We start from the raw sequence: 20,944 nt of genomic DNA, 5'->3' as shown, positions 1-20,944 counted from the left end.
GACATCTATGTACAAAATACTTATTATTGAAGATAATCCTGATATTGTGGCCAATATTTATGCTTTTTTTGAGCCCAAAGGCTTTGAGTTAGATAATGCTCACAATGGTATTAGCGGCTTAACGCTCGCTGCTAATAATCGTTATGACGTGATTTTATTAGATGTGATGCTACCTGGCATGGACGGTACAAAACTGTGTAAAAAGCTAAGAGATGAGCTACATAATAAAACCCCAGTACTCATGTTGACGGCGCGCGATACTATTTCAGATAAAGTCGCAGGATTCGATAGTGGTGCCGATGATTATCTGGTTAAGCCCTTTTCTTTAGTAGAACTAGAGTCACGCATCAAAGCCCTTATACGTCGACATCAAGACGACCACTTCCGGCATAGTATAGAAGTCGGCAAGCTGTCGTTAAACACGGAAGAGCACACCATCACACGTGAAGGACAGTCGCTGAAACTCACGCCAACAGGCTTTAAGATACTAAATGTGCTCATGAGCACTTCTCCTCGAGTCGTCAGTAAAAACGAGCTAGAAGAAAAGGTATGGGGTGAGGACATTCCTAGTAGCGATGCCCTGCGCACACATATGCATAGTGTACGTGCACAAGTCGATAAACCCTTTGTACAAGCCATGATAATCACGATACCTGGTGTGGGTTACCAAATCATTGATCCAGATAAAATATAAAATCCGCTGATAGATTTAACAACCTATCCTTGTGATAAAGAATATTTAGCTATCTGTATGACAACCTCTCTCTCTCTTTCTTTCTGCCTTTCATTACGAAGTAAATACCATGTTTAGTATCGACTCCATCGTTAACAAGTTTCGAATCTCGTACTTCTTATTTGCTCTACTGCTTTGCGCAACTTTCGTCAGTATTTTTCTGTACGCGGAGAGCAGAATAGAACAGGAGTTGGTCAAGGCTCGTCTATTACAGCAGCTTGATCTTAGTCAAGAGAAGTACGGCGATCAGCCTATTTACACTGCCGACCCAGGTATTAAAATTTACCGCTACGATGTTGCACCTGCCAACCTACAAGCATTGGCGAATGAAAAAGTGCAAGAAATATCGGTCACTATCAACGATGAGTCTGGCAAAACTCACGCCAACCTTCATTTTTTTATCGATCAGCAGGGTGAGCAAGCTTATATCTTGACCTACGTAGAAGGGGTTGAGATGGTGATGAGTCACTATCCGGTTTTAGAAATCTTCGAAAGCTTAGAGGATATTTTCGCCAATGCCTTGAGAGCGGCTGTCATTTTGAGTTTATTAATCGCAGCGATATTCTCTCAGCTGTCCTCTAGGCAAATCACCAAACCACTATTAGACTTAAAAAAAGCCGTAGAAACGGATCATCAAAACCTATCTCAACTGACACATATGCCTTCAGAGGTTGGCGTCTTGGCTCGAGCTATCGATGATAAAAACCATAAGCTAGAGCAATATCTAAAACGTGAGCAGTTGTTTACAGGCGATGTCAGCCATGAGCTGCGCACCCCTTTGACTATTATCATGGGAGCATCAGAGGTACTGGCCTCACAATTAGAACATGACAGTCACTTAAGTGAATTTACCAACCGCATTAGCAATACCGCTAAAGAAACTTCTGAGATTATCAGTGCTTTACTGTTACTCTCTCGTGCACCTGAAAAACTAGACACACCGCAAACCTCCATCAATGATATTGCCTCAAATGAAGTGGCGCGCTTAAGATACCTGCTACGCAATAAGGCAGTGACTTGCACCGTAATGGCTGAACAAGAATATTTCGCGTACGTACGACCCGAGCTACTAAAAATGGCATTGGGCAATCTAATAAAAAATGCATTTCAATATACTGATGATGGTGAGGTAGTCATTACGATTGATGCCGAAAAAATCACCGTCACGGATACAGGGCTTGGTATTCCTGAAGTAATGATGCCTTTGCTATATGAAAGATTTGAGCGTCTAGAGCAACAGAACAATGACCAACAACTGGATACCGAATCATTGTCAAAAGGTCAGTCTAGCTACCAAGTTGAAGGCAGCGGTTTGGGGCTTAGCATCGTGCAACGCATCATGACTCATATGGACTGGCAACTAACGCACCAAGCCAATGAGGCTGGCGGTAGCACCTTCAGCATTTATTATACGTAGCCTCTTCTATAGTCAGTCCTCTATAAAAGAATGCCAGCTTGAAGTATTGCATCCACACTTAACAATCGCATAAGTACATCGCATAAATATAAAAAAAGCAAAAGCATCCCGTCTTAACACTTTCTTAACAGCGCCCCGCTCATACTAATACCCAAGTGCTAACCAGTGACCTCCTACACTGGGATCATTAAAACAATAATTATAGGAATGATTGCACTTACTCTATATTTTCAGAGATAAGAAAAGCGAGTGAAAGCACTACATACTCCTTGCCATACACTCAAAATATCCATAACGATTGAGCCATCAATATGAGCATCAATATGAACAATGTCGAAACCATTTCTATCGAGCATCAACAGATAGATTCCTATTCTAAAAATAAGAGCGCACCTGATACTCTTGTGATGTCCGGCAGCTTTGCAAGTAATGCCAAGGGTAAAAAAGGTCTGGATCGACTCCTAAATGCAACAGGATATTCTATAGATGGTTTCCGTGCTGCTTATAAGTTTGAAGCCGCATTCAGACAAGTTCTTTGGCTTAATCTACTGCTGTTAATATTCACTATATTTATGCCTTTCGCTGTCAATATAAAAATGATGCTGGTGTTCGCCTCTTTCTTGTCCTTAATCGTTGAGCTTATCAACACTGGTATCGAAGCGAGTGTCGACCATACCTCTACTGAGCAACATCCATTAGCCAAAATAGCCAAAGATGTCGGTTCAGCTGCTCAGTTTCTAGCATTGCTGTTATTGTTTGTTTTGTGGCTAATGGCATTATCGACCTTTTTATCTTAAACAGTATTTGGTGAGCAGTATCACTACCATAATGTATGTATGGTTTATTCAGTTTAAAAGAGAGACAAGGCGACCAAGTGTAGATGTATATGTGATACTTCAAGCGAGGTTAACGCGGTAACTCTTTTATAGAGAATTGACTATAGGACTAGTTGAGGTTTTAAATGATTCTAGAGGACGATTCAACGGATTGGGTTTGGCTTAAACTCTTGTGCTTAACGATTATTGCGGCTTTAACTTTTGAACATAGCCAATTTGATATTCGTATTAGTGAGCTGTTTTATAGCCATGGGCAATGGCTCATCCAAAAAGATGCACAGCCTTATGCTTTCATTTTTTATGATGGACCTAAAGCGTTATTGATTCTCCTAGCACTCTATTTGATTACCGTATTAATCTTAAAGTACAGACACTCCCTAAACAGTATCTCTGCAACCAATAGCAGTAAGCTCCATAAATTTATTACCCCTTTATCCATTCGTGAGATAAGTTATCTTTTGACGATTCTTATCGTAGTACCTACGTCTATTGCACTATTAAAAGGGATGACACATGTGAGTTGCCCCAACCATTTAACCCTCTTTGGTGGGAGCTTACCCTATCTAAATGTCTGGCAAAGCATAGTCGCCGACACGCCAGCCAAATGCTTTCCAGCCGCACATGCGAGCGCAGGATTTTCTTTATATGGTTTGGCATTTTTACCCACTCTAAAAAAGCATCGTTATAGAATATTTGAGAGCGTGACCGTCTTAGGCTGGACAATGGGGTTATACAAAATGCTCTTTGGCGACCATTTTTTTAGTCATACATTGGTATCGATGCTGCTATCACTAACCATTGCTTGTGCGCTTTCAAGTGTCTTTTTTAAGAAGAAGACTACCAGCACAATTAAAAGTATTACCCTCAATCCTCAAAGAACTTTATAGATATCCTTAATAGCCAAAAACATCCTAAAACGATTTGACCGTAACGATGGTGCGGCCATCGTCGAGTAAACACTACTTAGATCATCCATATTACTCCCACTAAAATATTGCTACTAAATATTTGAAAAACAATGTATAAATAATCAATAGCAACCAATATTTGACTCGATAAAAATATGAATCGCACTCGTCGTAACCGTCATTGATGTGTAGATGACCGACAAAGGAATGTCGCCATGAGCCTTCTATTTGAGTGTCAGAAAACTGCTGTGATAGAAGCCGCCAATACGATTGGTACTGTGAGCAAGCGTTATAGATAGGAGCTATTACTAGCATTATAGGGATATTATGAAACCACTTTCTATACCGATATCAGCACTGGTTGTTAGTCTGGCTTGCAGTACGGCCTATGCTGATAATATCTATCCTGCACACACTGATTTGCCTGCTAGAACTAGCCTGCCAAATGTTAGTCCACTTAATAGTGATCTCACCAATCGCGGGGCTTATGTGGCACGTACGGCAGATTGTATGGCTTGCCACCGTGAAGATTACAGCGGCGGCGTACCGATAGAGACGCCTATTGGCAATATTTATTCGACTAATATTACGCCTTCTACGCAGTATGGTATCGGCAACTATACCGAAGCTGATTTTAAAAATGCACTTCGTAAAGGTCGTGCACCAAAGCATCAAATCTATCCCGCCATGCCCTATCCGTCCTATCACGGCATGTCTGACGATGATATCAGCGCTTTATTTGCCTATTTTCAGACCGTGCCTATCATTGATAAACCTCCTGAACAGATCACTCATTTACCATTTCCATTAAACATCCGTAGCTTGATGCTGGCATGGAATGTCATCAATGTACCCTCTACTGAAAATCGCTTAGGACTGAGCCAAACCCAGCAGCGCGGTGAATATTTGGTGAACAATCTAGAGCATTGCGGCACCTGTCATACGCCGCGCAATCTTACCCAAGGCCTCGATAAAGATCGCTATCTATCCGGAGCACCGCTCGGTAAGTGGTTTGCCCCTAATATCACGCCTGACAACGATACGGGCATTGGGCGCTGGTCTGAGCGTGACATCATCGCTTATTTGCGTACTGGAAAGCTTGATAAGCAAGCTTATGCCGGTGGCCCTATGGCAGAAGCCGTAGCACATAGTACACGCTATCTCACTGATGAAGACTTGAGTGCGATGGCTAACTATCTAAAAGTCGTCCCAGCAATCAAGACGGATGATTACCTAATACCAGTTAATGTCGCTCGACTCCCTAGCCCGAAAAGCACTTCTATCACCTATGATTTACTCGAGCAAAAGGATTACTTAGCTAAGGCAAAAGCTGACACGCCTCATGTCAGTATTAATCAAAGCAGTAATCAAATCAGTAATCAAAGCAGCAGTCAAAATAACAATCCAAACAGAGTAATGGAAAATAGTACTTCACCAAAATCCCTATATTTGACTCATTGCGCCAGCTGTCACGGTGTCGATGGTTACGCGCAACCTGATGCCCGCTATACTGCTATCGTCGGTCTCAGTAGCATCCGCCGTGCTAAACCCGATGCGCTTATCGGCGTGATTGCGTTTGGGGCAAAAGGCGCATTCAATACCGCACCCAAGATGCCAGGCTTTGAGAAAGATTTGAGCCACGCACAGATTGCTAGTATTACCAATTATGTGCGAATCAACTTTGGTGGTTTACCCAGTAGTGATGTGAGTGCTGACGAGGTTAAGCGAGTGATAAAAGAGAAAGGCTAACCCCAAAAATTAATTGAACCGTTTGCGTCTTATGCCAATATAGAGACTGAGCACCACAAGGACATTTAAATGAAAGATTTGCTGCATTCCCCTACACGGCGACAACTGCTCTCGATGATTGGTAAGACGGCTGGCGCGACGGCCATGTATCAGGCAATGACCACATTGGGCTTCGCTTCCGAGTCTAGCTTTCAAAAAGAAATAGATCTAAAAGGCGCACCTGCTGGGGCCAGCATCGTTATCCTAGGTGCTGGATTGGGTGGGCTGACAGCGGCTTATGAATTACGCAAAGCAGGCTATAAAGTCACCGTCCTTGAGTACCAGAATCGCGGCGGCGGACGCAGTTGGACGCTAAATAGCGGGGATAAATACACGGAATTAGGAGGCGAAGAAGTCACCTGCGACTTCGAAAAAGGCAACTACTTCAATGGTGGGCCATGGCGACTGCCCGTGCATCACTATGCAGTCTTTCATTATTGCAAAAAGTTCAATGTGGCATTACAGCCCTTTATTCAAACCAACGATCGTGCTTATCTACATCGCACCAACCATTTCAATGGTGCGCCGCAGCGCTTGGGTGACGTGCAAAGCGATATCCGTGGCTATGTATCAGAGCTATTATCCAAAGCCGTCAATAAAGGCAGCTTGGATGATACGGTGACTAAAGAAGACAAAGAAAAACTGTTAGAAGGTCTCAAAGGTTGGGGCGTGCTCGATACTGATTATCGCTATGTCAAAAGCCATGAGACGGGCAAACATCGTGGTTATAGCGTCTATCCAGGTGGTGGACTGATGCCCGATGCCAAACCCTCTACGCCCATCCCAATGGATAAGCTGCTCAGTTCAGGCATGTGGTCTGATCTCTACAACAACTATACGGTTCATGTGCATCAACCCGCTATGTTCCAGCCCGTTGGTGGCATGGGTAAAATCGGTGATGCTTTCACCCGTGAATGTCGCGATATGATTCAGTTCAAGGCTAAGGTGACTAAGATTCATCAAGATGAAACGGGTGTCACGGTTGACTATATCGATGCCAATAACTCTAAAGGCAGCAACTCTGAAAGCGGTAACTTTGAAAGCGGTAACTTAACAGGTAGCATTAAAAGTATTCGTGCTGATTGGTGTATTTGCAATATTCCACTGTCAGTATTGACGCAAATTGACATCAATGTCTCAGAGCCAATGAAGCAAGCCATGGCTGCAGTGCCTTATGACACTTCCTATAAAGTAGGACTTGAGTTTAAGCGTCGGTTTTGGGAAGAAGATGAATGGATATACGGCGGCATCACTTATACAGATCTGCCCATTACCCAAATCTCCTACCCTTCACAAGACTTATTCACCTCAGGTTCAGGCGTGTTATTAGGTGCTTACGGCTTTGGAGAGGCGTCTTATAAATTCAATGCGTTAACGCCAAAAGAGCGCATTAACGTTGCTTTAGAATATGGCAAATATATTCATCCGCAATACACCAAAGAGTTCCGCGCAGGTACATCAGTCGCTTGGCATCGTATTCCTTGGTCGCTCGGCTGCTATGGCATTTGGAGTGAATCGAGCCGTCAGCAGTATTACGAGTCGCTTTGTAGCATTGACCATCGTATTGTATTAGCGGGTGAGCATTGTTCTCATATTCCTGCTTGGCAAGAAGGTGCGATACTCTCAGGGCTAGACGCAGCCAAGCGCTTACATCAAAAGGCCAAGAAACTTGGATAACACGTATTTAAATAATAAGTCTGGCGTTGACGCAAGAATGATAACAATGAGACTAGGCACATTAGGAACAATCATGACTATGGTGACATCAAACCCATTTAAATTATCTAGCTCGCTTAGCTCCAGTAAGGCAGTAATGACCCTCGTTGTTGGTGTATCGATAGCGTTAATAACGTTGTCAGGCTGTAGTCAGCATAGAACCGAAAACGTAGCTACTATCGCCAGCCAGCAAACAGCGCCCATGGTGTTTGACAATCAGGCCAGCCGCAATAATGGCGCTTGGGGCGGCGTCTATCTATCAAAAGAAGCGCTGACACGCCCGCCTATGGATATCGTCGACATCAGTGCTATACCAAAAATGAGTGACGATGCCAATTTGCAAAAATGGTTAGCCAAATTTGAAGGCAGTACACAAGGTAAGACTGGGTTTTTCGCGACGGATGGTAAGAAGCTTTATGACGACTCCTGCGCGGGCTGTCATATGCTCAAAGGCGAAGGTGCACAGGGAGCGGGTTACTATCCACCATTAGCCAACAACAGTAAAATGGAGTCTAAATATTACATCATTAGCATCCTTATCAATGGATTACGCGGTATGCCCTCTTTTCATAGCATGATGAATGATCAGCAGATAGCCGCTGTTACCCAGTACGTGCATAGTGATTTAAATAACTATACTGATACGGTGACGACTGACAACGTATCTCAGCTGCGCCATGACTTTCCACCGGGATCTGATCCTAGCGAATAAGTATGCTGACGACGGCTAATATATAGTCATTCTCTATCATCAGACTTTGGACTTCAGCATAATTGTCTAGCTCTGCTTAAAACAGACAATCTCTATATTCAAACGACAACATATGTCTTCTAGAGGGATTAATCTTAAACACACCGCTATCAACATTGAAGGACTGCTTAATTTTATCTTGACTGACCATTGCTATGCCGTTACTGTTTATATTCAACAATTGGACTATTGACTGCCATTTACATTGTAAACTGTAGACCGTACGCATCAGCTATCTATTATAAGAAAGGTCAATACAATAAGCGTCAAGCGCTCTCTAAAATTTCATAAAAAGTGTCACGGATAGCCGCTTTGAAATAACTGGGAGACAAGAGACCCGACCTATAGTTGAGTTCAAGTAATTTCGATACAAGGAAACCGAGTGCAAGCTATACATTAGTATGGTTAGCGAGGGTGACGATGTAGCGAATTTATGTGGATTTTACTATACATATTTTGAGGTAGTCTGCATGCGTATATACTTATCTAATTGCTATGAACACCTCCTTCAAAGGCTATCAAACCGCATAGCTGCGCCGCCATTACGCTTCATGATTTTCCTCTTAATGCTTATCCTTATATCCAGCTTATTGACCGGTTGTACGCAACGAGTCTGGAACGAAGCCATGGCAGATACAACCACCACTCGTTATGACTTTGATAATACGTTACCTCAAAACTCAGATGATGTATTTGTGGTGCTCGCCTTTTCTGGTGGTGGCACACGGGCAGCGGCGCTTAGCTATGGCGTGCTCGAAAAACTGCGTGACACCCCAGTGACTATCAATGGCATAGAGCGCCGACTGTTAGATGAGGTAGATGTCATCTCCTCAGTATCAGGCGGTAGTTACACCGCTGCTTATTACGGCTTGTTTGGTGATGATATTTTTGAGCGGTTTGCCCCAGAGTTTTTATATGAAGACTGGCAATCTCGACTGATCAGGCTTGCATTACGTCCGAAAAGCCTAATCGCCATGAGCAGCTCTGAATACAATCGAGGCGATCTGGTAGCGGATAACTTAGACAGTAATCTGTTTCAACAAAAGACTTTTGCGGATATGGGTCGAGGCAAATTACCTTACGTCATCCTCAATGCCAGCGATCTAAATAACGCCATGACCTTCTCATTTACTCAGCAGCAATTTGATTTTTTATGTTCAGATTTATCGAGCTATCCCGTGGCCAATGCAGTGATGGCCTCTTCATCCGTACCCGGCATCTTTGCCCCCATAGCCCTACGTAACTTTTCTGACTGCGCACAGCGAGAGCAATCTTGGGTGGATGAGGCGCTGAATCAAGACGATCATCTACCACGCAGTTACGCAATCGCCCGTGCATTGGATCGCTATTCACAGCCAGATCGTATGCCTGTCGTTCGCTTGGTAGATGGCGGCGTCACTGATAATCTAGGGGTTCGTGGCTCGATGATGAGTCCTGTGACTCAATATGGCGACGTCCCAAATATGGCTGGTGCATTTAGCCCTGATAAGTTGCGTCAGGTCAAACAAGTGCTAGTCGTCATTGCCAATGCACAAACCTACTCAGAGCATGACTGGTCTTTAGAAAGTAAAGATCCTAGTTTCCTCGAAACCATTTCAGCCGCCAGTGAAGTCGCATTAGGTACTTTGAATAATGACACTGTCTCATCGGCTAAAAAAGAGTTCTTGCAGTGGAGCGAGCATGTGAATGCTCAGCGCGACTCAGCCTCTCCTCAAGTTGCAGTTCACTTTTCAGTATTAACCTTTGATCAAGTAAAGGATAAAAACGAACGTGCAAAGTTCGATGCGATGCCAACGACCTTTCACTTGCAACCTGAGCAAGTCGATGAATGGCGCTCACTTGGCAGCAGTCTGCTTGATCAATCTGAAGAATTTCAAAACTTTCGTAAAGCCCTTCAGTAATATACAAACAAGTACCTTAAACTAAATAATCTAAGTCAATCGAGCTATTTAAAAATCTCGATTAAGCTTAACCATTCAATTTGAGCGATTACTCAAATTAACTTGAATGCTTGCTTAAGTCCAGTTACTGTAAGAGCTACTAACGCTTTTGCTCTAATACTTATAACTGCAAAGTGCCAACATTTAATACGTTTATTCAACACACTTATATATTAAAAGGAGCTTTTATGCCCTCTAACCTATCTCCTTCAATCATCGTATTCGATGTCAACGAGACATTATTAGATATCGACACCCTCACACCTTTATTTGCTCGTCTGTTTAACAATGAGAATATATTAAGAGAATGGTTCGCTCAGTTGGTACTGTATTCGCAAGCCATGACTTTATCCGGTCTTTATACATCTTTCGGTGAGCTCGGTGTTGGCACATTACAGATGACAGCTGATATCCATCAAGTCACGCTAACAGATGATGACATCCAAGAATTCAAAACCCGCATGGGTAACATGCCCGCTCATCCTGACGCTGCGCCTGCATTGACCAAACTACGTGCAGCAGGGTTTAGACTCGTGACATTGACCAATTCAGCGAGTAGCACCTCGCCTACACCACTTGACAAAGCAGGATTGAGTGAGTTTTTTGAGCAATCTTTTAGCGTTGAGACAGTAGCGAAGTTCAAGCCTGCACCTGAGACCTATCAAATGGTGGCTAAAGAGCTATCGGTGGAAATGTCTGATATGTGCCTAGTCGCTTCTCATCTTTGGGATACGATTGGTGCACAAGCAGTTGGCTGCCAGGGGGCTTTTCTCACAAGACCTTACAACGCTATGTTACCCGCGCCTAATGTCCCAACCCCTGACTTTATAGCGTCAGATCTTGTCACACTGGTTGAGCAAATTATCTCAAAGAAGAAAAAATAACCTTAAAACTATAAAAAAGGAATATTTATCATGAATGAATAAATAGCAGGAATAATTGCAGGATTTATTGCTACTATCGTCATGTCTTTACTACTCATGTTCAAAAGTATGATGGGACTGATGCCTGATTTTAACATCATCGCGATGATCGCATCCAAAATGGGTGATAGTAAAGCCATCGCTTTGGTGGCTCACTTTATGATTGGTTCTATCGGCTACGGTATTGGCATCGTATTAGCATCTGGTAATAATTTACATAGAAACTTCGTCGGACTAGGTATCGGGATAGGTTTTGTAGGTTGGCTTGTGATGATGGTTGCCGTGATGCCAATAATGGGTAAAGCAATGTTTGGCTTAGATATGCCAAGCGGTTTCATGATACCTATCGCAACCTTAATGCTACATCTCGTCTTTGGCGTGGTATTAGGCAAAGCTTATACCAAGCTCGTTCATAAATAATAAAGCTTATATACAACAATCCATTTATTAATGTAGTTTGAATTTGTCACTATTGACACGCCATATCGCTCGTATCCTTTTCAGCACTCTCTGTGTTGCATGAACAAAAGTATGTGCGATATAGTTTTTATTGAAAATATATAAAATGAGCTTACTCACTATAGTAAATGTCTCTGCTGATTGAGGTGACTACCCGTCGAAGTAGATAGAATATAATTATTACATCACGTACCAAAAGCACAACCCTGAAGTCACACTTAATAGACCTAAACGATAACAAGGATGATATATGAAAGTACTTAGAACCCCTGATTCGTGTTTTGCGAACCTATCTGATTACGACTTTGAGCCGAACTATTTGATGGTCGACGATAGCGAAGGGGGTGAACTACGTGTGCATTACCTCGATGAAGGCCCAAAAGATGCCGCTCCAGTATTACTGTTACATGGAGAGCCTTCATGGTCTTATCTATATCGCAAAGTCATTCCAATATTAACTGCCGCTGGTCATCGTGTGATTGCCCCAGACCTTCCTGGTTTTGGACGTTCGGATAAACCTGCGTCTCGTGAAGATTATACTTACCAGCGTCACGTCGACTGGATGCAATCGGTACTTGATCAATTAGATTTGAAAGACATTACCCTGTTTTGTCAAGATTGGGGTGGTCTAATTGGCCTGCGACTTATGGCAGCACACCCAGATAAATTTGCTCGAGTAGCAGCTGGTAATACCATGCTCCCTACAGGCGACCATGATCCAGGGGAAGGCTTTCGAAAATGGCAAAAATTCTCACAAGAAACGCCATTATTCAATGTAGGCGGTGCTATCAAGAGCGGTACTACCACAGAGCTATCACAGGCGGTAATCGATGCTTATGATGCACCGTTTCCTGATGAGTCTTATAAAGAAGGCGCCAGACAGTTCCCTCTACTTGTCCCTACGACACCGAATGATCCTGCCTCAGACAAGAACCGTGCAGCTTGGGTTGAACTGAGTAAATGGACAAAGCCTTTCATCACCTTGTTCAGCGATTCAGACCCAGTTACCAACGGTGGCGATAAGATAATGCAAAAGCTTATTCCGGGAACCAAAGGTCAAAACCATACGATTATTACCAATGGTGGGCACTTCCTTCAAGAAGATCAGGGCGAAGTATTGGGTGAGCTTTTGGTTACGTTCATTAATGACAATCCTGAATAACCTTTTTACTATAGTCAGTTCAATATAATTTGGATACAAGGAAGCCGAGTGAAAGCACTACAAGTAGTAGGCTAAGCGAGACTGACACCGTACCCAATTTATAGAGGATTGACTATAACTGGCAATATTTTAATAATCATCTGATAGCAAAGCATTAGACAATATATTAAATGACGTCATCACCATACCAGTAGGGCTGGCAATTTTATTAAATTGCCAGCCCTATTAAGTTGTTAAATCCTATTTACGCTATCCAAGCAGGTTACAGTGTCAGAGCCTCATGGCTGCTTATCGTCTATGTGAATTTTCAGGTATATCACACTTGATCAAACGCTCTGTTGAGAACCATCAGCTTGAAATAATTTCTGACAACTTGGGACAGACGCATTATCTCTATCCCCTGCTGCCAGATACGGCCATTTATTATGCAATTGCTGCTGGCTTACGCAACTGTTTTATCAGTGCGATGCCAGCCAATATGAGTACGGCAAATAGCAATAGTGCAAATAGCATACACATCATCATGCCACCCATGCCCATACCTTGCATCATGGTTCCGTTCATCATTGCTCCATTCATAGCGGTATCGTTCATCATCGTACTTCTCCATGGTTCTAAATTTATGGTACTGATATCAAAAATGATGTTTAAGCATTTCATTTTCAATAGGTTGTTTATCATTGATAATAGTGACACCCTATCCATTTTATAGAGGATTGACTATAGCGTTACAACTGCTGCTGAGCAGACGTAATATCAGCATATACTTCTGTTGTGCCATCTTTATTCATCTGCATTACTTGGTACGGCATAAATTTATCTTGTTGCTCCATACCAGGACTGCCCACTGGCATACCCGGGACAGCAAGGCCAATGGCTTGTGCCGGCGGGCTCGCTAAGAACTGCGCCATATATTTTGTAGGCACATGACCTTCGAAGACGTAGCCATCTGCGGTAACGGCCGTATGGCAAGTGCGCATCTGCTGCGGAACATCATAACGATCTTTAAATAAAGACAAGTCTTCAGGATGTTGAACACTTGCATTCAAACCATGACTTTCTATGTGTTCTATCCAGTCCTCACAGCAGCCGCAATCTGGCGTTTTGTAGACAGTGGCTGAAACATTTTTAAGTGATGTAGACGAGTCGGACACAGGAGTCATGACTGGCTCTATCTCAGCAGCGCTTGTTTGTACTGCTTGCGAGTCAGTAGTGGCGGATTTATCGTTTGATACACTTTGTATATTCTGCTCATCCGTACTTGGTTGGCTACAAGCAAAGAGTAACGATGTCAGCGCCACTAACAAAATATGACTCGATATCTTGTGATGCTTATACGTATAAGTACTATTATTGTGTCTCATAAGACCGCCTCTAATTTGTTTCGTACCAAGATTAATTTAATATTGAGATAGGCTTGTATTTAAATATACACCAATCAAGCTGCCATTGATTTGAGTGGCTACATCAAGGAACTCTATTGGTTTGATTCGATGCTAATAAAAACTATAGGGCTAGTAGGATTGACATTACAGTCCATTAAATTAGCATGAAGCATACACGGTTGATTCTGACTGATAGATGACACCAACATGACAATTTTGTCATGTTGATGTCTTTGGATTCTAATGCGCGACCGTTTCCTTTAATATGAGGTTTAAACCTGATGATTATGTCAGCTGTATGATTTCTATCAAACATATACTGCCACACAGAATTGACGCATCAAAAACTGATATAACTTGAATCCTAAACACCTGATAGCATTAATGGCATCTACCCTATCCATACCCATGCCCTTCAGTTGTGATAAATACGCGCACCATACTAAATAGAGAAAATATGAAAGTATTACTGGTTGAAGATGAAATAAAACTCGGTGAATATATCAAAAAAGGATTAACCGAAGCAGGTTTTATTGTAGACCACTATATGACTGGTTTAGATGGTCATCATGCGTTGATGACAGATGATTTCAGCGTGGTAGTCATGGATGTCATGTTGCCAGATATTAGTGGCTTTGAGTTAATCCGCAATTATAGAGCGGCTGGAAACTATACGCCTGTATTATTTTTGACAGCAAAAGATGATCTGAGCGACAGAATCAAAGGTATCGAAATTGGTGGGGATGACTATCTGACCAAACCTTTTGCTTTTGCTGAGTTGATTGTAAGAATCAAGAGTTTGCTACGCCGTGCTAATCAAGCAGATTATAAAAGCAGCATCATGCAAATCGCAGACTTAAGGATGGATCTCTCCAAGCGCACAGTCAATAGAGGTCACACCACCATAAAACTTACTGCTAAAGAGTTCTCTCTACTGCAGTTCTTTTTAGAGCACCATGGCGAGGTATTACCGCGCTCTGTCATTGCCTCTCAAGTCTGGGATATGAACTTTGATAGTGACACCAACGTCATTGATGTTGCCATTCGTCGTTTACGTCTAAAAATCGATGATGACTTTGATATAAAACTGATTCATACCGTACGAGGTATGGGTTATAAGTTAGATACACCAGACAATAGCAATGACAACGCTGAGCAAGCATACAATGAAGAGTAACGTCCACAATCGACGCTTGCCTTTGCTATGGCGTACTATTTTCTTGCTAACGATATTTGTCGTTATCTCTCAAGCCATCATCTATATCTGGGTTCAGCGCTCTGTCAGTAACCATTTCGATCAAATGGATACTGAAATGCTGTCTCATGCCGCCTTCAACCTGCGTAAGCGTGTCAATGGCACTGATCAACAAACGACTCTATCTAATGCTTTGACATTATCTGCACCTGCTGATGCGGATCACCTGCATTCTTCATGGCTTGATTACGATATAAAAACCCTTATTTTTGATAAAAACGGAAAACTGCTATCGAGTGCCCCTAGCGAATTTTCAGCCTTTTTACCCGAAGACTTTCAAGTATTGCCATTATGGGACACCCACCATGAGCAACAGTTTTCATTGGCAATGAACGGTAAAAACTACCATGCCATTATTATTCAAAACAACCAAACATTGGCACTGATTGCCTTACCTATCGATGTTCATCAGCAATACCTATTACACTTCAATCGTCAGTTAAGTATTATTTTAGGGATTATCACCCTGCTACTAATATCAGTGGCCGCCATGAGTGTCTACTGGGGTTTTGCACCGTTATCTACCATCGTCCAAAAAATGAAAGGCATTAATCCTGAGCGCTTGGATGAAAGGGTCATCGTTACTGATATGCCTAGAGAGCTACGACCACTGGCTGAATCTTACAATCTCATGATGGCAACCCTTGAAAGCAATTTTGAATCGCTGTCTCGCTTTTCAGATAATATCGCGCACGAGCTACGCACTCCGCTTGCCACGCTCAGCACCCAAACTCAAGTAATGCTGAGCAAAAATAGAAGCTGCAATGAATATGTCGAACAGCTGCATCATCAGCATGACACCCTCGAGCATCTGTCTGCGCTAATCAACAATATGCTACTGCTCGCAAAAACCCAAAAAGGACTGTCTGACTCACAGCTCAATCGTATCGATACCGAGTCAATGATGACCAACCTTATCTCTTACTATGAGCTGGTAGCAGAAGAGCGTGACATCACCTTTCAAAAAACAGGTAACTTCCAAGCAGTATTGGGAGATGAAAGTTTATTGCAGAGGTTATTTGCCAACTTGATATCAAACGCCACTTATTATGCAGCGAGTGATAGTAGCATCACTATTGAAGCCTTTTCGATTGAAAACTCTGCGCTGACGCATACAACTAGGAGTAGTCTACAAAAGACTTCAGCACCTGCATTAAAGCAATCTTCTCTAAAAATCGTGATGACCAATCGTTTAGAGGAACCAATGACCCAGCTAGAGGTAGATAAATTATCTGAGCGTTTTTATCGTCATCATAAGACAGACAACAAGCACACAGGAGCGGGCTTAGGATTATCAATCGTCCAAACGATTGCACAAGCTCATAAAGGTAATGTCAGCATCACTATCAAAGATGATTATTACTTTCAAATCAGTGTTGAGCTATTGAGGGCTTAATTTAAGTGAGCGCTATCTAAATTAGGGCGGTACTTTAACGATGTGTTAAAAAATCTCAGTACTAATTAGTACTAAACAGGAACAACCACCACATTACTTCCTTATTGCCATGGCTGAAACTCAGCCATGGCTTTCTAGGGCGTGTCCTCATTTTAGAAATGGTGATAAAAATGAGATAAATTACAGTCAAACAAGGAAAATAGCGCAGATAATATCGAGATATTAGTCAGCTATTTGACGCCGTTTGGCAAGATTTAGCCATTTTTAACCCATTTAGATGACTATCGATTGAATTGAGGACACGCCCTAGTATAAATAATAAGTTAGTACTATCAGCTAGCAACGTTTCTAAATTCCGTATCCCCTGCCTATTGCCAATATGCCGTCTGACTCCCCTCTCAATGATGGTCTGGATAGTTAGTTGGTGTGGCCATATCAGAATGTAGTAAGGATCTAACGGAAAAGCAAATTGATGATATTAAGTAAGTATCCTCTCTAGAGTATTGCTAATTTGCCTATCACTCGCACAACTCACGTGCGTTAGTGTAAATAGTTGAGTATTGGCTAGAAAACGTCACCTTTCTTTAACTTTCATAAACGTACGTAACACTGCAATCCGTTATGATTTCCTTATTCGATAGAGCGACGTTCTATTTGTATATTTCTAACCACTCAATAAATACTCATACTTATAATGAGATTAAAAGGACCTTACTATGAAAAACCTTAACTTGAAAAATATCGCCATCAGCTCACTAATTGCTGTATCTACTTGCTTTGCTGCGATTGGTCAAGCAAATGCTGCACCACAAGTGATCGTTGTCAAAGACAAACCTAAAGCAACACAAGTAGTCGTTGTTAAAAAAGCCCAACCTAAAGCGAAAAAAGTAGTCGTCGTTAAAGCAAAACATAAGGCCAAGCAAGTTGTCGTAGCGAAAGCAAAACATCCAACAAAAAAAGTGGTGGTCGTTCGATAGAACAACTTTATATTCATACCTCTTTAACCACTTAATAAATGCTTATAATGAGCTTAAAAAGGCTTTACCATGAAAAAATTCAACATGAAAAACATTGCCATCAGCTCACTAATTGCTGTATCTACTTGCTTTGCTGCGATTGGTCAAGCAAATGCTGCGCCTCAACCAGATACGCATCATTTGACCCAAAAACAAAAAAATGCAATAGAGGCAAAACAAAAAGCCAAGCACAATGCAGAACTTAAAGCCAAAGCTAAACACAAGGCAGAATCAAAGCACCACTCAGATCTGAAATCGAAACAAAAAGCCAAGCATGATGCAGAGCTGCGAGCAAAACAAAAAGCCAAGCAGAAAGACGCACATCATGACAGCAAAACAAAGCACAAAGATAGTAAGTTTGAACAAGATAGAAAACATGGCTAAGTAAAGATAGCTGTTATTCATGCTTATTTACACGACTGTATTAGATTCACGGCTTTGGGTCTACTGATGACAGACCCTAGGGCGTGTCATCATTTTAAAAATGGTGATAAAAATGAGATAAATTGCCGTCAAACGAGGAAAATAGTGCAGATAATATCGAGATATTGACCAACTATTTGACGATGTTTGGCAAAATTTAGCTGTTTTTAGCCCATTTAGAGGACACTCGTTTGAATTGAGGACACGCCCTAATATTAAGAAGAAAAAACCACTATCTCATCGCCTTCCTGCCATGGCTGAAACTTAGTCATGGCTTGTATGAATAATGGATGCGCCAACCAATGTTTTAGCCATAGTTGCAATTTCGGATAAGGCAAACTATAAAAGACATCACGATCTACATGGGCAAATTGGCGAACGAACGGCATAATACCAATATCAGCAACAGTCACGCTATTGCCTAGTAGATACGTATTATTAGTCAATAACACTTCTAAATCCTGCAAAAAAACTTCACCCTGTTGCCGATACTCTGTCTGAGTCATTTCAGGATGACGATCGGCATATTTGTAGCGATCTAGCCACTGTTTAAACTCATTGTCGTTTTTTGCTATCAGAGCATTAGCCTGAGATAAAACGCTTTCATCCAGCAGTCCTTGCGGATCTTTTTGCTCAAGCGCCCACATCATTATCTCTGCACTCTCTTCAAGCACAGAACCATCTAAAAGCTGTAATACTGGCACCGTACCTTTTGGACTAATCGCTAGCATCTGCGCTGGCTTATTCTTTAGCGTGATTTCTCGTAGCTCTACCGGTAACTCGGCAAATAATAAACCAAGACGAGCACGCATAGCATAGGGACAGCGACGAAAAGAGTACAAGCAAGGCAGTGAAGCGTTCATAGACATTTCCATAGTTGAATAGGAATTAAACAGTAGGTAAAGAGTAAATAAAGAAAAAGTAGCAGGCGCAGACCCACTGACATCAATGTACATTAATGAGTTGTTGGATATTCGATAGATTTATAATTAGCCACCGCTTCTACCAGTGACTGTGGCAGATAAGCATCTGTCAGGTGCGCATGTGGATAATGCTGCTCAATCCACGATTGATAATTATGGATGGTTAGCGTACCACAATATAATAAATATAAAACCTGCACGCCGATGCTACGTGATAACCCCATCACACAATGGAAGTTGATAATCGTAGTGAGGCTATCCTTTACCTGATCATCTTTTACCTGACCATATTTTACCTGATGACCCTCTACCCGACTCTCATTATCAGCAGTTATCGCTCGCGTTTCTGCTGATTGTGTCAACGCTTCAAGTCGCTTAAATAGATCAATATGATCTTTAAGCAATACATCACTCAATGGCTGCAAGTCTAGTAAAGGCAAATATAAGTAATGAACAGGCATCTTAGTGATACCGTTAGCAGCTACTTCAAGATGATAAACATGACTAGATATCTCAGCGGCTAAATCAATGACGATAATCTGACAATGAACTGAGGACGGCATTTTTTCTGGCAAACTCGGCCACTCTAATGAAGTGCAGTCAAACAGCCAATGCGCTAAATGGCTATGCAAATCAGCCTGCCTCAATCGAGGGGAAGCCACAACTTTGACCCTATTATTAATAGCATATGGTGTGAGCAGATGTCTTTGACCTTTTGAGAAAACTTTAAAATACCACTGGCCCAAAAATGACATACCATTGTAAATAATAATGATGGGCGCAAACTTCATCCAAGTATATACGGTGAGTCGACCGCTATTCGACTTTTGAAACCAGCGTGTATTCTGTATTGATTTAGCCTGTTGATAGGCACAAGCCAACATTGTAAAACTGATCAGCCAATATGCAGCAATAATAATGGCTAAGTTTTCTACAACTTCAGACACTATCATACTCATATTGGCAAGGTAAAATCCTCCTATCGCTATCAATAAAAATCCAATGCTACCCAGTGCTAAGTGCTTGATTACCAGTGCGTTACGGATTCGACTTGAGAGTATGAGCACCGCAACGGCCAACACTGCCCCGCCTAGCATGTCTAGCAAATGATGTTGATATGTCAACACCGTTGAAAGTGCTATCAATGTACATATGCTAATAAGTAATAATCGATAAGCGACTGAAATCCATGGATTTTTAGACGCTACCACCTCCCATAATGACACGCCAAGCAATATGGCATAAGTGACATGCAAAGATGGCAATTGATTAAATGGCTTGTCCACCAACTGCAAAAACTGATAGCCGAATTGCGTCCAATCATCAGGTACAACCCGATTGAATGAGAAACGAGCAGGATAAAAATAGAAGATCAAGCAGGCAAAAACAGTCGCCAAGATTAAGCGCCATGTCAGTAAGGATAACTGCGTGGACGTGCGTACTAAAAAAAAGCCGACCACAAATAAAATCAACGACCAGCTATAAGGGATTATCATAACCGGCATAAAAGGTATGACGACATCAAATGGCGTGGCCAAATTATGAATGCTCGAAGGGGCACTCTCATATAACGAGACGCTATAGAATGTCGTCACATTATAAAGCAGATAAAATATCGCTAACGCAAGGCATAGATGCCGAAAGCGCGTGGATATCGATAGCGCATGAGTCGTGGACAAAAGATGCGTAGACAAATTATTCAATGACATAGCCTTGAGATATTGCTGAACGGTTTGTATTCGCTAGGTATAGCTACAGAATGAAGTATAGCAAATCACTTTTTATAAGATACAACGAAGACAAAAAAACCAACCTTTGTGAACTGACCCCCAAATATTGGACGGTTTAAGTTTATATCAAGGACTGAGTTCTGTATTGCACAGGACTCAGTCCTTTTAGTTTAAGCTGAATTC

At 42.0% G+C, this 20,944-nt stretch carries 20 protein-coding genes; 15 read left to right on the top strand and 5 right to left on the bottom strand.

Going from position 1 to position 20,944, the window contains the following annotated elements:
- Positions 1 to 7: 7 nt before the first annotated feature.
- From DFP82_RS13920 to DFP82_RS13870, 11 genes are all read left to right on the top strand, one after another.
- The gene (locus tag DFP82_RS13920; RefSeq protein WP_110924325.1) at positions 8 to 694 is read left to right on the top strand and encodes a response regulator transcription factor; all 687 of its coding nucleotides are present in this window, start codon (positions 8 to 10) and stop codon (positions 692 to 694) included.
- A 109-nt stretch (positions 695 to 803) separates the two neighbouring features.
- Positions 804 to 2,150 (top strand): sensor histidine kinase, encoded by a 1,347-nt coding sequence (locus DFP82_RS13915; RefSeq protein WP_110924324.1) that lies wholly within the window; start codon positions 804 to 806, stop codon positions 2,148 to 2,150.
- A gap of 407 nt (positions 2,151 to 2,557) precedes the next feature.
- The gene (locus tag DFP82_RS13910; protein ID WP_245905737.1) at positions 2,558 to 2,947 is read left to right on the top strand and encodes a diacylglycerol kinase; all 390 of its coding nucleotides are present in this window, start codon (positions 2,558 to 2,560) and stop codon (positions 2,945 to 2,947) included.
- 164 nt (positions 2,948 to 3,111) lie between these two features.
- Positions 3,112 to 3,873 carry a PAP2 family lipid A phosphatase gene (locus DFP82_RS13905; protein ID WP_110924322.1) on the top strand — a complete coding sequence of 254 codons (762 nt, stop codon included), beginning with the start codon at positions 3,112 to 3,114 and terminating at the stop codon, positions 3,871 to 3,873.
- A 348-nt stretch (positions 3,874 to 4,221) separates the two neighbouring features.
- Positions 4,222 to 5,643 (top strand): cytochrome c, encoded by a 1,422-nt coding sequence (locus tag DFP82_RS13900; protein ID WP_110924321.1) that lies wholly within the window; start codon positions 4,222 to 4,224, stop codon positions 5,641 to 5,643.
- Between the two features lie 69 nt (positions 5,644 to 5,712).
- Positions 5,713 to 7,359, top strand: a complete 1,647-nt coding sequence (locus DFP82_RS13895; protein ID WP_110924320.1) for a flavin monoamine oxidase family protein — start codon at positions 5,713 to 5,715, stop codon at positions 7,357 to 7,359.
- Between the two features lie 136 nt (positions 7,360 to 7,495).
- Complete coding sequence (locus DFP82_RS13890) at positions 7,496 to 8,110, top strand: c-type cytochrome (RefSeq protein ID WP_110924342.1); 615 nt, start codon at positions 7,496 to 7,498, stop codon at positions 8,108 to 8,110.
- 665 nt (positions 8,111 to 8,775) lie between these two features.
- Positions 8,776 to 10,050 (top strand): patatin-like phospholipase family protein, encoded by a 1,275-nt coding sequence (locus DFP82_RS13885; RefSeq protein ID WP_110924319.1) that lies wholly within the window; start codon positions 8,776 to 8,778, stop codon positions 10,048 to 10,050.
- A 227-nt stretch (positions 10,051 to 10,277) separates the two neighbouring features.
- Positions 10,278 to 10,973: a haloacid dehalogenase type II gene (locus DFP82_RS13880; protein WP_110924318.1), complete on the top strand. Its 696-nt coding sequence runs from the start codon at positions 10,278 to 10,280 to the stop codon at positions 10,971 to 10,973.
- Between the two features lie 42 nt (positions 10,974 to 11,015).
- Positions 11,016 to 11,432: a DUF6789 family protein gene (locus DFP82_RS13875; RefSeq protein WP_342767482.1), complete on the top strand. Its 417-nt coding sequence runs from the start codon at positions 11,016 to 11,018 to the stop codon at positions 11,430 to 11,432.
- Between the two features lie 289 nt (positions 11,433 to 11,721).
- Positions 11,722 to 12,633: a haloalkane dehalogenase gene (locus DFP82_RS13870; RefSeq protein ID WP_110924316.1), complete on the top strand. Its 912-nt coding sequence runs from the start codon at positions 11,722 to 11,724 to the stop codon at positions 12,631 to 12,633.
- 423 nt (positions 12,634 to 13,056) lie between these two features.
- Here DFP82_RS13870 and DFP82_RS14745 read toward each other — a convergent pair whose 3' ends face one another.
- Positions 13,057 to 13,230, bottom strand: coding sequence for a hypothetical protein (locus DFP82_RS14745; RefSeq protein WP_181416335.1), 174 nt, complete (start codon positions 13,228 to 13,230; stop codon positions 13,057 to 13,059).
- A gap of 131 nt (positions 13,231 to 13,361) precedes the next feature.
- Positions 13,362 to 13,997, bottom strand: a complete 636-nt coding sequence (locus tag DFP82_RS13865) for a DUF411 domain-containing protein (protein WP_110924315.1) — start codon at positions 13,995 to 13,997, stop codon at positions 13,362 to 13,364.
- Between the two features lie 478 nt (positions 13,998 to 14,475).
- Between DFP82_RS13865 and DFP82_RS13860 the strand changes: the two genes are divergently transcribed.
- The 4 genes from DFP82_RS13860 to DFP82_RS13845 all read left to right on the top strand — a co-directional run bounded on the left by DFP82_RS13860 (position 14,476) and on the right by DFP82_RS13845 (position 18,069).
- Positions 14,476 to 15,195: a heavy metal response regulator transcription factor gene (locus DFP82_RS13860; protein ID WP_110924314.1), complete on the top strand. Its 720-nt coding sequence runs from the start codon at positions 14,476 to 14,478 to the stop codon at positions 15,193 to 15,195.
- Positions 15,185 to 16,669 (top strand): histidine kinase dimerization/phospho-acceptor domain-containing protein, encoded by a 1,485-nt coding sequence (locus tag DFP82_RS13855; protein WP_110924313.1) that lies wholly within the window; start codon positions 15,185 to 15,187, stop codon positions 16,667 to 16,669. The genes DFP82_RS13860 and DFP82_RS13855 overlap by 11 nt, the downstream gene beginning before the upstream one ends.
- Positions 16,670 to 17,385: 716 nt before the next feature.
- Positions 17,386 to 17,646 (top strand): hypothetical protein, encoded by a 261-nt coding sequence (locus DFP82_RS13850; protein WP_110924312.1) that lies wholly within the window; start codon positions 17,386 to 17,388, stop codon positions 17,644 to 17,646.
- Positions 17,647 to 17,715: 69 nt separating this feature from the next.
- On the top strand, positions 17,716 to 18,069 hold the full coding sequence (locus tag DFP82_RS13845; protein ID WP_110924311.1) for a hypothetical protein: 354 nt from the start codon (positions 17,716 to 17,718) through the stop codon (positions 18,067 to 18,069).
- Between the two features lie 254 nt (positions 18,070 to 18,323).
- Here DFP82_RS13845 and DFP82_RS13840 read toward each other — a convergent pair whose 3' ends face one another.
- The 3 genes from DFP82_RS13840 to DFP82_RS14970 all read right to left on the bottom strand — a co-directional run bounded on the left by DFP82_RS13840 (position 18,324) and on the right by DFP82_RS14970 (position 20,942).
- Positions 18,324 to 18,971: a glutathione S-transferase gene (locus tag DFP82_RS13840; protein ID WP_110924310.1), complete on the bottom strand. Its 648-nt coding sequence runs from the start codon at positions 18,969 to 18,971 to the stop codon at positions 18,324 to 18,326.
- Between the two features lie 92 nt (positions 18,972 to 19,063).
- Positions 19,064 to 20,734 carry a phosphatase PAP2 family protein gene (locus DFP82_RS13835; protein ID WP_181416333.1) on the bottom strand — a complete coding sequence of 557 codons (1,671 nt, stop codon included), beginning with the start codon at positions 20,732 to 20,734 and terminating at the stop codon, positions 19,064 to 19,066.
- 148 nt (positions 20,735 to 20,882) lie between these two features.
- Positions 20,883 to 20,942 (bottom strand): IS3 family transposase, encoded by a 60-nt coding sequence (locus tag DFP82_RS14970; RefSeq protein WP_077447752.1) that lies wholly within the window; start codon positions 20,940 to 20,942, stop codon positions 20,883 to 20,885.
- Between the last annotated feature and the right edge of the window lie 2 nt (positions 20,943 to 20,944).

Source organism: Psychrobacter fozii, assembly GCF_003217155.1.
In the GTDB taxonomy this organism is placed as follows: domain Bacteria; phylum Pseudomonadota; class Gammaproteobacteria; order Pseudomonadales; family Moraxellaceae; genus Psychrobacter; species Psychrobacter fozii.
Note: the sequence above shows the minus strand (reverse complement) of the source record. Positions and strands in the feature narration are given on the sequence as shown.

Excerpts from the sequence above, each read along its gene's own strand:
- DFP82_RS13920 (WP_110924325.1), top strand. The coding sequence starts at position 8 with ATGTACAAAATACTTATTATTGAAGATAATCCTGATATTGTGGCCAAT.
- DFP82_RS13915 (WP_110924324.1), top strand. The coding sequence starts at position 804 with ATGTTTAGTATCGACTCCATCGTTAACAAGTTTCGAATCTCGTACTTC.
- DFP82_RS13910 (WP_245905737.1), top strand. The coding sequence starts at position 2,558 with ATGTCCGGCAGCTTTGCAAGTAATGCCAAGGGTAAAAAAGGTCTGGAT.
- DFP82_RS13905 (WP_110924322.1), top strand. The coding sequence starts at position 3,112 with ATGATTCTAGAGGACGATTCAACGGATTGGGTTTGGCTTAAACTCTTG.
- DFP82_RS13900 (WP_110924321.1), top strand. The coding sequence starts at position 4,222 with ATGAAACCACTTTCTATACCGATATCAGCACTGGTTGTTAGTCTGGCT.
- DFP82_RS13895 (WP_110924320.1), top strand. The coding sequence starts at position 5,713 with ATGAAAGATTTGCTGCATTCCCCTACACGGCGACAACTGCTCTCGATG.
- DFP82_RS13890 (WP_110924342.1), top strand. The coding sequence starts at position 7,496 with ATGACCCTCGTTGTTGGTGTATCGATAGCGTTAATAACGTTGTCAGGC.
- DFP82_RS13885 (WP_110924319.1), top strand. The coding sequence starts at position 8,776 with ATGGCAGATACAACCACCACTCGTTATGACTTTGATAATACGTTACCT.
- DFP82_RS13880 (WP_110924318.1), top strand. The coding sequence starts at position 10,278 with ATGCCCTCTAACCTATCTCCTTCAATCATCGTATTCGATGTCAACGAG.
- DFP82_RS13870 (WP_110924316.1), top strand. The coding sequence starts at position 11,722 with ATGAAAGTACTTAGAACCCCTGATTCGTGTTTTGCGAACCTATCTGAT.
- DFP82_RS14745 (WP_181416335.1), bottom strand. The coding sequence starts at position 13,230 with ATGATGAACGATACCGCTATGAATGGAGCAATGATGAACGGAACCATG.
- DFP82_RS13865 (WP_110924315.1), bottom strand. The coding sequence starts at position 13,997 with ATGAGACACAATAATAGTACTTATACGTATAAGCATCACAAGATATCG.
- DFP82_RS13860 (WP_110924314.1), top strand. The coding sequence starts at position 14,476 with ATGAAAGTATTACTGGTTGAAGATGAAATAAAACTCGGTGAATATATC.
- DFP82_RS13855 (WP_110924313.1), top strand. The coding sequence starts at position 15,185 with ATGAAGAGTAACGTCCACAATCGACGCTTGCCTTTGCTATGGCGTACT.
- DFP82_RS13850 (WP_110924312.1), top strand. The coding sequence starts at position 17,386 with ATGAAAAACCTTAACTTGAAAAATATCGCCATCAGCTCACTAATTGCT.
- DFP82_RS13845 (WP_110924311.1), top strand. The coding sequence starts at position 17,716 with ATGAAAAAATTCAACATGAAAAACATTGCCATCAGCTCACTAATTGCT.
- DFP82_RS13840 (WP_110924310.1), bottom strand. The coding sequence starts at position 18,971 with ATGAACGCTTCACTGCCTTGCTTGTACTCTTTTCGTCGCTGTCCCTAT.